The organism is Oleiphilus sp. HI0043 (assembly GCF_001634935.1).
Genome location: NZ_LWEY01001201.1, coordinates 1 through 10,311 on the forward strand (window position 1 = coordinate 1; position 10,311 = coordinate 10,311).

Genomic DNA, 10,311 nt, shown 5'->3' on the forward strand with positions numbered 1-10,311 from the left:
TTGTCGGTTTCTTCGGCAAATGCGAACTATATTGAGCACGAAAAAGCTAAAAGCTTTATTGATATGATGGTTAGTAAGCACGGCTTTGAAAGTGCAAAGTTAGCTGAAATATTTTCTCAGGCAGAAAAGAAAGATAGTATTCTGAAAGCAATTGCTCGACCTGCAGAGAAGCGCCTCGAATGGAAGGGTTATCGAAAGATATTTCTTACCGATGATCGAATTAAGAAAGGTTTAGCCTTCATTGAAGAAAACCGAGAGAGCCTAAACCGGGCTCAGGAAAAGTACGGTGTTCCGGTTCATGTTATTGCTGCCATAATAGGTGTTGAAACTCGCTACGGCCGTAACAAGGGGAGTTATCGTGTGGTGGATGCACTTTCAACTTTAGCTTTTGACTATCCGCCTCGTTCAAAGTTTTTCACAAAAGAGTTAGAGCAAGTATTTCTTCTGTCTAAAGAGCAGGGCTTTGCAGCCTTAGACTTGAAAGGCTCATATGCGGGTGCGATGGGTTACGGCCAGTTTATCCCAAGTAGCTATCGTCACTACGCAGTTGATTTCGATGGCGATAAGGTTGCGGACATTCTTAATAACGCTACCGATGCGGTGGGAAGTGTTGCTAACTATTTTAAGATGCATAAATGGTCCGAGGGGCAGCCAGTCGCTTTTCAGCTAGAAAAGTCAGACTTAGGAGAGGGTTATCAAGAGCTTGTTCATAAGAAGCTCAAGCCGTCGCATATGGTAGCTGATTTTGAGGCACACGGTTTGCGTCTTCCTGCTGGTTTGGATAAGAATATGCCTGCGAAACTTCAGATACTTCAAGGGGCTACCGGTGAAGAGTATTGGTTAACCTTGAGGAATTTTTACGTGATTACTCGCTATAACCATAGTCATTTATATGCGATGGCAGTTTACCAGCTTTCCGAGGCTCTAAAGCTAGGAATGAACTAAGGTGTTGAGTAGTTTGCGTTGCATTCTCTTGTGTTGCCTGGCCCTGCTTTTGCTGGCTTGTAGTAGTTCTCGCTACAGCATGAAGCATGATGTCGGGCCTACTGGAGAGTTCGATGTATCCAAGGTGCCAGATGCAATCCCTAAATGGGAGCCAATCAGCCCAAAAGGCAATTACTCTCCTTATACTGTGCGAGGAAAGGAGTATCACCTGCTCGATTCGATTAAGGAGTATCGCGAGGAGGGGATTGGCTCTTGGTACGGCTTGAAGTTTCATGGTGAGCTGACTTCAAATGGTGAGATTTATAATATGTATGCCATGTCGGCAGCGCATAAGACCTTGCCTCTTCCTGCCTATTTGAAGGTGACAAATCTCGAAAATCAAAGGTCGGTTGTGGTTAGAGTTAATGACCGTGGGCCATTTCATGAAGGTAGAATATTAGATCTATCTTATGCCGCAGCCAAGAAGCTGGATTACCACAACAAAGGAACTGCCAGGCTTTTACTAGAATCAATCGTTGTACCAAAACCAACAGTGAGTGGTGAGGAGGCTTCGGGGGTAAAAGAAAGCAAAGACCGCTTAGCCTATTTTGTTCAAGTGGCGGCGCTATCTAATCAGGCTTCGGCTAATAACCTTCTCCAGCGTCTACAGAGAATGGGCTTGGCTCACTCTGCGTTTGTAGGGAAGGCTGAAGGGGCTNATATCTATCGTGTCAGAGTTGGACCAGTTGATGACATGAGCGCTGCAGAAAAGTTAAAGGCTCATTTATCCGACAGTGAGGTTGGTGCACCTGTTGTGATTAGTCGTCCTGTGTTGGCTCCGGGCTCTTAGGTATATGGGCTTCTTTCTCAGGCTTCATGTTTTCAGCTTGTGAAAAATCGAAGCCGCAATCTCCGTCTAGCTGTTCAGGGTCGTAGCGAATTCCACAGCCTGCTTTAACTGTTTGTGCGCTGTCAACAGAGCCGTTTTTGAGTTCCTTCATTTCGTTTATACCTCTTCTTGTTCGTTAGAAGTCTGTATTAGCTGAAGCGTTAATTTTAATACAGATTGGCTTATTGGTCTTCGCTTATGGATGAATCGATTGCTGAATTCGGTTAGACTTGCTTTCTTCAATATATGTCACTTCGTTCATATAAATCAAAATCGGGTTTTTAATGATGTTCAGATCACTAGGTAAGGTGTTACCACTTTATTCTTTGTTGTTACTTCTCGGATTCCATGTTGCCGACGCATTTGCTAAGCCAGCTCTTATTCCTTCTCCGCCACAGGTTTCAGCTAGCTCTTATATTTTAATGGATGCCACGAGTGGCGAAGTAATCGTAGAGCATGAAAGCTACGTTCAGTTGCCACCCGCCAGCTTGACTAAGATGATGACCGCATACATCGTCGAAAGCGAAGTAGCTCAAGGTAATATCAATTTATATGACGAGGTTCCAGTGAGCGTTAAGGCTTGGCGCACTGGCGGGTCAAAAATGTTCATCAAGGAAGGCTCAAAAGTTTTGCTTGAAGAGCTGCTCAAAGGCGTAATTATTCAGTCAGGCAATGACGCAAGTATTGCGCTATCTGAGTATGTTGCTGGTAGCGAAGATGCATTTGCCGATATCATGAATCAGCAAGCTCAACTACTGGGCATGACAAACTCCAACTTTATGAACGCTACAGGCTTGCCTGCTGAAGGGCATTATTCATCAGCCTCTGATTTGGCAAAGCTGGCTCTTGCGATCATTAATGACTTTCCTGATCAGTACCCTTTGTATTCTGAAAAATACTTCACCTATAACAATATAAGGCAGCCAAACCGCAATCGCTTGTTGTGGCGTGATAAGTCAGTCGATGGCTTAAAGACCGGACATACTGAAGAAGCAGGTTATTGCCTTGTCGCGTCAGCTAAGCGCAATGGTATGCGCTTGATTAGTGTTGTCATGGGTACGAATAGTGAAAATGCCAGAGCTAAAGAGACACAGAAGTTGTTAAACTATGGCTTTAGATATTATCAGACGCACGAACTGTACAAGGCTGGTGAAGTACTGACAGATAGCCAGGTTTGGAAGGGTGCTTTGGATTCTTTCCAGTTGGGCTTAGCCGAAGACGTAATAGTAACGATTCCTCGGGGTCAAAAAGATGACCTTAAAGCAGAGCTTAAAGTAGATAATGTAATTGAAGCGCCTGTTGCCGTGGGACAAGAATACGGCCGCTTACTTGTGTCTCTTGACGGTAAAGTAATTGTTGATGAAGCTTTAGTAGCTTTGGAGCCCGTGCCCGAGGGTGGCTTCTTTAAACGCCTGTTGGATATGATTAAGTTGTTTTTCATTGGTTTGTTTTCTTAATGAAAATTAGTTCTTGGTTGGAGGTAGTGTGATGATAAAGAAACCTGTGATACTGAGTAACTCTTCAGCTAAAGGTCTATCAGCTTCTTCATCTGAAGATGAAGTTAAAATAGAGTTTCCTTGTGATTATCCGATTAAAGCAATTGGTTCTAATAATATTGATTTGAAAGCTTTGGTGATTGAAACCGTTAAGGTTCATGCTCCAGACCTGGATGAGAATCGGGTTACCTTGAATGAAAGCAGCAAGGGAACCTTCGTCTCGGTGCGTTTTCATATATACGCGACTGGCGAAGCTCAGTTAAAAGCGATACATGAAGCCTTGATGGCGACTGGCCATATAAAAATGGTTATCTAGTCTGGCATGTTGATCTGAGGGCGATAGCGATGACAGAGAAAGCTCAAAACTCAAATGGCCCAGCGTTTGGCCAGCATTTACAAGTAAAAATGTTACACGGTCTCCAGCCTTATGAAAAAGTCTGGCGAGCAATGCAGGAATTTACCGACCAGCGCGACGAGCAGACCGAAGATGAAATATGGGTGCTGCAGCATGAGCCTGTTTTCACGCAAGGGCAGGCCGGAAAAGAAGAGCATATTCTAGCGCCAGGAGATATTCCTGTTGTACCTGTCGACCGGGGTGGTCAGGTTACCTATCATGGCCCGGGACAACTTGTAATTTATCTTATGCTCGATATAAACCGTATGGGAATTGGTGCTCGAGACCTTGTTTCTAGAATAGAGCAGGCTTTGGTCAATATGTTGGCCTTATACGGTATTCAGGCTGCACCTAAAAAAGATGCTCCCGGTGTTTATGTGGGAGAAGATAAAATTGCTTCACTGGGCTTGCGTATCAGGCATGGGCGTTCGTTTCATGGTTTGAGTCTCAATATCGATATGAACCTTGAGCCTTTTGGGCGTATTAACCCTTGTGGCTATCAAGATCTCAAAATGGTTCAGCTGTGTGATTTCCAAGAAGATGTTGCTGTTGAGAGAGCGGCAGGTTGCTTGGTTAATGAGCTGCGAAAGTCTTTTTCCTATGACGATATTGTTATGGAATATAAAGACAGTTAATTGCTCAAAATTAAATTTAGTAGAAGGTAGTTATGACAGATTCTCCCAAGGGTAGTGCCGACGCGAAGACAGGCAGTAGTGCTAAGACGATTAAGCGAGCTGTGCAGGGTGAAAAGCTTCGTGGCGCCGAGAAGGTCGCCAGAATACCCGTTAAAGTCATTCCTACTGAAAAAATGCCACGAAAGCCAGACTGGATTCGCGTTCGGGTTCCGGCAACCCCAAAGATTGATGAGATAAAGGGTAAGCTACGTAAGCATAAACTACATAGTGTTTGTGAAGAGGCTTCTTGCCCGAATTTGGGAGAGTGCTTCGGCGGCGGCACCGCTACCTTCATGATAATGGGGGATATATGTACTCGACGATGTCCGTTTTGCGATGTTGCTCACGGTCGTCCCAAGCCACTTGCTGAAAACGAACCTCGTGAGTTAGCGATTGCAATTGCAGATATGGCTTTGCGTTATGTTGTGATTACCTCCGTAGATCGTGACGATTTGCGTGATGGTGGTGCTCAGCACTTTGCTGATTGTGTAAACGAAATCAGAGAACGTAGCAGCGATATTGAAATTGAGATATTAGTGCCAGACTTTCGTGGCCGTATGGAAGTTGCGCTCGATATCCTAAAGCAAACACCGCCAGATGTGTTCAACCATAACCTTGAAACAGTTCCTTCTCTTTATAAAAAGGTTCGTCCTGGTTCTGATTATCAATGGTCTTTGGATTTGCTCAAGTCTTATAAGGCTTTGGCTCCCAATGTACTAACCAAGTCGGGTTTGATGTTAGGAATTGGTGAAACGATTGAGGAGGTCGAGCAAGTGATGCGTGACCTTCGTGCGCATGATGTTGATATGTTAACCCTGGGGCAGTATTTGCAGCCGAGTAAAGATCACCTGGCTTTAGAGCGTTTTGTCACGCCACAAGAGTTTGATGATTTAGCGGTGCTTGCCAAAGAGCTTGGATTCAAACATGTTGCTAGTGGCCCAATGGTCCGCTCTTCTTATCATGCAGATAAACAAGCGAAGGGCGAATCTCTGCCAAAAGTGTAGCTTATGTCAAAGTCCAAGAAAGACTCTAATACTCAAAGTAATAAAACAGTTTCAGCTATCAAAACGGGTAGCTTTGAGCGTCGTTTGAGTCTGACTAAAGCAGGCTTACTGGCCGGTACGCGGATGGCTGGTCATATGACTACCTCTTTATTTTCCGGCAAAGAGGCTAGAGCTGAAAAGCGCAAAAAGGCACTTTCGGATCAAGCTCACTTTCTTGTTCGTGAGTTAGGAATGCTGAAGGGGAGTGTGGTTAAAATCGGGCAGGTCATGGCGCTTTATGGCGAACACTTTCTGCCACCTGAAGTTACCGAAGCTCTCCATACTCTTGAAGAAAATACTACTGCGCTGGAATGGCCTGTCATTCGAGGTGTTTTGTTCGAGCACCTTGGCGCAGCGAATATGGATAAGCTTGAAGTTGAAGAAGAGCCAATAGGCACAGCTTCGCTAGGACAGGTTCATCGTGCAAAAATAATCGAAACAGGTGAAGTCATTTGCTTGAAGGTTCAGTACCCGGGAGTTGCTCAGGCAATTGATGCCGATCTGGATGCTGTCGCACAAATACTTCGCTTGGCGAGGGTGGTTACTGCAGGACCAGCGTTTAACGATTGGTTGGAAGAGGTTAGAGTGATGATGCATCGGGAGGTAGATTACCACCTAGAAGCTGAAACGACAGCCCGCTTCTCTCAAATGCTTCAAGATGATCCTCGATTCATTGTTCCAAAAGTGTATTTTCAGTTCTCCTGCGAAAATGTTATGGCTACAAGCTACGAAGAGGGTGAAAATGTTTCTAGCGAGCGTGTTGCTGAGTTGTCTCAGGCGCGTCGTAATAATCTGGCTAAATCATCTTTGGCGCTGTTTCTGCAAGAGTTGTTCGTCTGGCACGAGATTCAAACTGATCCAAATTTCGGTAATTATCGAATACGAATTGGTGAAGAGAGTGGCAAAGATAGAATAGTGTTACTGGATTTTGGCGCTGTGCAAAAGTATCCACAGCAATTTATTAACCCTGTATGTCAAATGATTTCAGCTGCTTATGAAGCTGACCTGGAAGGTGTTATTCGTGGTGGGATTGCGTTAAAGTTTATGCAAGCAGACTGGCCGCGAAAAATCCTGGAAGAGTTTGCCGGGGTTTGTATTGCAGTGCTGGAGCCTTTAGCGAAAGACCAGTCTGCTGCGGGTTCTGAATCTTTTAATGAGCAGGGAGAGTATCGTTGGCGCGATAGTGATTTGCCTTCACGTATTGCCAAGCGAGCTGCTGTTTCGGCAATTAGTCGTTACTTTAAAATTCCGCCAAAAGAATTTGTGTTCCTGAATCGAAAGCTGGTAGGCGTCTATACCTTTATTTCGGTACTTAATGGTCAGTTTAAGGGGCAGGACCTATTGGCACCTTATGTTGAAGCCTTTAACGTCCGGTAGCCATTCTCCGTTTTCCTTTAAACATTTCAAGAAGCCCGCAACTTATCAAACAAATATCGCCAAGTTAGCTGAAATCCTTTAGAATGCGCGGTTTGGTTGCCACTTATTCCGAGTGCTCAATTTAGATATCAACCTTAGAGTAAAATAATCCAGTGAGTAGTCTTAAACATATTCGTAATTTCTCAATAATTGCCCATATTGACCACGGTAAGTCGACCTTGGCTGATCGTTTTATTCAGGATTGTGGCGGGCTGTCGTCCCGTGAGATGGAAGCTCAGGTACTCGATTCCATGGATATCGAGCGAGAACGTGGTATTACGATCAAGGCCCAGAGTGTCACACTCGATTATAAGGCAAAAGATGGCGAAACCTATCAGCTAAACTTCATCGATACTCCGGGGCACGTAGACTTTTCGTATGAAGTGTCACGTTCTCTCGCTGCCTGTGAGGGTGCGTTATTGGTTGTCGATGCTGGTCAGGGGGTCGAGGCTCAGTCGGTGGCAAATTGTTATACCTCCATCGAAATGGGCTTGGAGGTACTTCCTGTACTAAATAAAATGGATTTGCCACAGGCCGATCCTGAGCGAGTAACCCAAGAGATTGAGGATATTATCGGAATCGATGCGTCGGGAGCGGTTCCCTGTAGTGCTAAAAGTGGCATGGGAGTTGAAGATGTTCTTGAAGCTCTAATCGAAGTGGTTCCACCTCCAGAGGGTGATGTTGATGCTGACCTTCAGGCGCTTATTATTGATTCCTGGTTTGATAATTACTTGGGTGTTGTATCTCTCGTACGAGTTAAAGAAGGCACCTTGCGTAAAGGCGATAAAATCTTAATCAAGTCAACGGGCAAAACCCACCAAATTGATGCTGCGGGAGTGTTTACACCGAAGCGTCATGAGACCGGCATTCTTAGAGCAGGTGAAGTTGGTTTTGTTGTTGCGGGTATTAAAGACATTCATGGCGCGCCAGTTGGTGATACCATCACCCATGCTAAAACTCCTGAAGTAGAGCAGTTGCCAGGCTTTAAGAAAGTCCAGCCACAGGTCTATGCCGCTTTGTTTCCAGTTAGTTCTGATGACTATGAGTCGTTTCGCGATGCCTTGGAAAAACTCACCTTAAATGACGCTTCTTTACATTATGAACCTGAGACCTCCGATGCGCTTGGCTTCGGGTTCCGCTGTGGTTTCTTGGGTATGCTCCATATGGAGATTATCCAGGAGAGACTCGAACGAGAATATAACTTAGATTTATTGACCACTGCGCCAACAGTTATTTACGAACTAGTGATGCGTAATGGTGAGGTTATTAAAGTAGATAACCCGTCTCGTCTACCAGACCCCGGTGCAGTAGAGGAGATGAGAGAGCCAATCGTAGAGGCAAATATTCTCGTACCACAAGAGCATTTGGGGAATGTAATTAGTCTTTGTGTTGAGAAACGAGGCATTCAGAAGGATATGCAATTTCTGGGAGGGCAGGTCTCTCTCAAATATGATTTACCAATGAATGAAGTGGTACTCGACTTCTTTGACCGTATCAAATCAGTCAGTCGGGGCTTCGCGTCGCTAGATTATCACTTTGTACGGTTTGAAACGTCTAATTTGACCAAACTGGACGTTCTAATAAACGGTGACAAAGTTGACGCATTGGCGCTAATTATTCATAAAGATAATGCCCACTCAAAGGGACGTTTACTTACCGAGAAGATGAAGGAGCTAATTCCTCGTCAAATGTTTGATGTTGCTATTCAAGCCGCGATTGGTGGTCAAATTGTTGCTCGGCAAACTGTAAAAGCCTTACGTAAAAACGTAACAGCAAAATGCTACGGTGGTGACGTAAGTCGTAAGAAGAAGCTTCTACAGAAGCAGAAAGAAGGTAAAAAACGAATGAAGCAGGTTGGGAGTGTAGAGATCCCGCAAGAAGCTTTCATGGCAGTTTTGAAGATTGATAATTAATACATTGCTTTCGACGTCGTTGGCTTGAGCATCAAGTAGATAAGAGAAGAGTATGGATATAGATTTTCCCCTGATATTGGTTGTACTGACTTTCGCGACGGGTTTGATATACCTTGCCGATGCAATACTCTGGAAACCAAAAAGAGATGCGGCTAAAGATAATTCATCTAGTGCAGCTAGCGAAGAAGAAATTTCTGAAGGCCCTTGGTTAGTAGAAGTTTCTAGGTCTTTTTTTCCGGTACTGGCAATCGTTTTAGTTTTGCGTTCCTTTCTTGTTGAGCCTTTCCAAATTCCTTCTGGTTCAATGTTACCAAGCCTGGAAGTTGGCGACTTTATTCTGGTAAATAAGTATGCCTATGGTTTTCGCCTTCCCGTGGTGGGAACTAAAGTCATTGAAATGGATGATCCGCAGCGCGGTGATGTAATGGTCTTTAAATACCCTAAAGATGGAAAGACCAATTATATTAAGCGAGTTATCGGTGTCCCTGGTGACAAAATTGAATATAAAGACAAGCAGTTATGGATCAACGGTGAGCTTGTCGAAGAGAAACTGTTAGCGAATTTACCTGGGCGCAAACTGTTTGAAGAGACTTTAGGCTCGGTTAAGCATAAGCTGTATGAGCATAAAGCGCAGCTAAATAGAGGTGCTGAAGGTTACTGGGAGATTCCTGAGGGCTCGTATTTTATGGTTGGAGATAACCGGGATAACAGTAATGATAGCCGCTTTTGGGGCGTTGTTCCTGACCACCTGGTTGTCGGAAAAGCCTTTGCGATATGGATGCATTGGCCAAAGTTCTTCTCCATACCTAGTTTTTCGCGTGTTGGTGCTATCGAATAAAGTTTAAGACTTTTGTTTAGCGAGTAGGCAATATCCGTATATTGAACAATACTATTATAAATGTCCTGCTTCTTGGCAGCGCAACGATTCAAATAGATTAACGATGAGGTTATACATGCGTACTGATTCTCGGCAAAAGGGTGCTTCGATGCCAGTGGTCCTGCTTTTTTTGGGTATGGCTGCGATTATTTTAACAATTGCTTTCAAGCTTTACCCCGCGTTTTATGAGCATTGGCAAATTGCATCTGTACTCGAATCTTATGATAAAGAAGTTGATTTAGAAGGGATGTCTGCTGGTGAGCTGGAAACAAACTTCCAAACCCGCTTGTTAACTAACAATGTCCGTACCTTTGATGTTAAGGAAGGCTTCTATGCTGAAGTTACAGATGAAAGTGTTTATATCTCGGTAGAGTATGAAGTTCGCATTCCGATTTATAGCAACATAGATGCAGTGGTCTCCTTCGAAGAGTCTATAGAGAAAAAGTTTTAGTTTAGAGTTATTTATCACCGTCTTTTTTGGAAAAGGCTTGAGCAAAGTTTGGAAAAATTAGTCCCTATGAAACAAAATCGCTTGAGTGCGCTTGAACGAAAAATTGGTTATGCGTTCAAAGATCAAAGCCTGCTAGATTTAGCGTTAACGCATCGTAGCTTTAAAGGTGCGAACAATGAACGCCTGGAGTATTTAGGGGATGCCATACTTAGCTTTGTTATTGCTGAATATCTG

At 44.2% G+C, this 10,311-nt stretch carries 11 protein-coding genes and 1 pseudogene; 11 read left to right on the forward strand and 1 reads right to left on the reverse strand.

Going from position 1 to position 10,311, the window contains the following annotated elements:
• Both mltB and A3729_RS14270 read left to right on the forward strand, forming a co-directional pair.
• Positions 1-945, forward strand: a 945-nt coding sequence (mltB, locus tag A3729_RS14265; RefSeq protein WP_369820136.1) for a lytic murein transglycosylase B, incomplete at its 5' end; no start/stop codon positions are given.
• Between the two features lie 79 nt (positions 946-1,024).
• Positions 1,025-1,774: a septal ring lytic transglycosylase RlpA family protein gene (locus A3729_RS14270; protein ID WP_082882107.1), complete on the forward strand. Its 750-nt coding sequence runs from the start codon at positions 1,025-1,027 to the stop codon at positions 1,772-1,774.
• On the opposite strand, the gene A3729_RS14275 is transcribed toward A3729_RS14270, so the two are convergent.
• A complete protein-coding gene (locus tag A3729_RS14275) occupies positions 1,743-1,925 on the reverse strand; it encodes a hypothetical protein (RefSeq protein WP_068507906.1) in 183 nt (60 codons plus the stop codon). The two genes, A3729_RS14270 and A3729_RS14275, sit on opposite strands and share 32 nt — an antisense overlap.
• 172 nt (positions 1,926-2,097) lie before the next feature.
• On the opposite strand from A3729_RS14275, the gene A3729_RS14280 reads away from it, so the two are divergent.
• From A3729_RS14280 to rnc, 9 genes and pseudogenes are all read left to right on the forward strand, one after another.
• Positions 2,098-3,270, forward strand: coding sequence for a D-alanyl-D-alanine carboxypeptidase family protein (locus A3729_RS14280; protein ID WP_068507904.1), 1,173 nt, complete (start codon positions 2,098-2,100; stop codon positions 3,268-3,270).
• A gap of 31 nt (positions 3,271-3,301) precedes the next feature.
• Positions 3,302-3,625, forward strand: coding sequence for a YbeD family protein (locus tag A3729_RS14285; protein WP_082865051.1), 324 nt, complete (start codon positions 3,302-3,304; stop codon positions 3,623-3,625).
• Positions 3,626-3,714: 89 nt separating this feature from the next.
• A complete protein-coding gene (lipB, locus tag A3729_RS14290) occupies positions 3,715-4,338 on the forward strand; it encodes a lipoyl(octanoyl) transferase LipB (RefSeq protein WP_231872205.1) in 624 nt (207 codons plus the stop codon).
• Positions 4,339-4,370: 32 nt separating this feature from the next.
• The gene (gene lipA, locus A3729_RS14295; protein WP_068507899.1) at positions 4,371-5,381 is read left to right on the forward strand and encodes a lipoyl synthase; all 1,011 of its coding nucleotides are present in this window, start codon (positions 4,371-4,373) and stop codon (positions 5,379-5,381) included.
• 3 nt (positions 5,382-5,384) lie between these two features.
• Complete coding sequence (locus A3729_RS14300) at positions 5,385-6,797, forward strand: AarF/ABC1/UbiB kinase family protein (protein WP_068506914.1); 1,413 nt, start codon at positions 5,385-5,387, stop codon at positions 6,795-6,797.
• A 152-nt stretch (positions 6,798-6,949) separates the two neighbouring features.
• Positions 6,950-8,749 carry a translation elongation factor 4 gene (gene lepA, locus A3729_RS14305; RefSeq protein WP_068507897.1) on the forward strand — a complete coding sequence of 600 codons (1,800 nt, stop codon included), beginning with the start codon at positions 6,950-6,952 and terminating at the stop codon, positions 8,747-8,749.
• Between the two features lie 52 nt (positions 8,750-8,801).
• On the forward strand, positions 8,802-9,587 hold the full coding sequence (gene lepB / locus A3729_RS14310; protein ID WP_068507894.1) for a signal peptidase I: 786 nt from the start codon (positions 8,802-8,804) through the stop codon (positions 9,585-9,587).
• Positions 9,588-9,702: 115 nt separating this feature from the next.
• Positions 9,703-10,077, forward strand: coding sequence for a DUF4845 domain-containing protein (locus A3729_RS14315; RefSeq protein ID WP_068507892.1), 375 nt, complete (start codon positions 9,703-9,705; stop codon positions 10,075-10,077).
• Positions 10,078-10,143: 66 nt separating this feature from the next.
• A pseudogene (gene rnc, locus A3729_RS14320) lies at positions 10,144-10,311 on the forward strand (ribonuclease III); the annotation flags it as partial.

Excerpts from the sequence above, each read along its gene's own strand:
- A3729_RS14275 (WP_068507906.1), bottom strand. The coding sequence starts at position 1,925 with ATGAAGGAACTCAAAAACGGCTCTGTTGACAGCGCACAAACAGTTAAA.
- A3729_RS14280 (WP_068507904.1), top strand. The coding sequence starts at position 2,098 with ATGATGTTCAGATCACTAGGTAAGGTGTTACCACTTTATTCTTTGTTG.
- A3729_RS14285 (WP_082865051.1), top strand. The coding sequence starts at position 3,302 with ATGATAAAGAAACCTGTGATACTGAGTAACTCTTCAGCTAAAGGTCTA.
- lipB (WP_231872205.1), top strand. The coding sequence starts at position 3,715 with ATGTTACACGGTCTCCAGCCTTATGAAAAAGTCTGGCGAGCAATGCAG.
- lipA (WP_068507899.1), top strand. The coding sequence starts at position 4,371 with ATGACAGATTCTCCCAAGGGTAGTGCCGACGCGAAGACAGGCAGTAGT.
- A3729_RS14300 (WP_068506914.1), top strand. The coding sequence starts at position 5,385 with ATGTCAAAGTCCAAGAAAGACTCTAATACTCAAAGTAATAAAACAGTT.
- lepB (WP_068507894.1), top strand. The coding sequence starts at position 8,802 with ATGGATATAGATTTTCCCCTGATATTGGTTGTACTGACTTTCGCGACG.
- A3729_RS14315 (WP_068507892.1), top strand. The coding sequence starts at position 9,703 with ATGCGTACTGATTCTCGGCAAAAGGGTGCTTCGATGCCAGTGGTCCTG.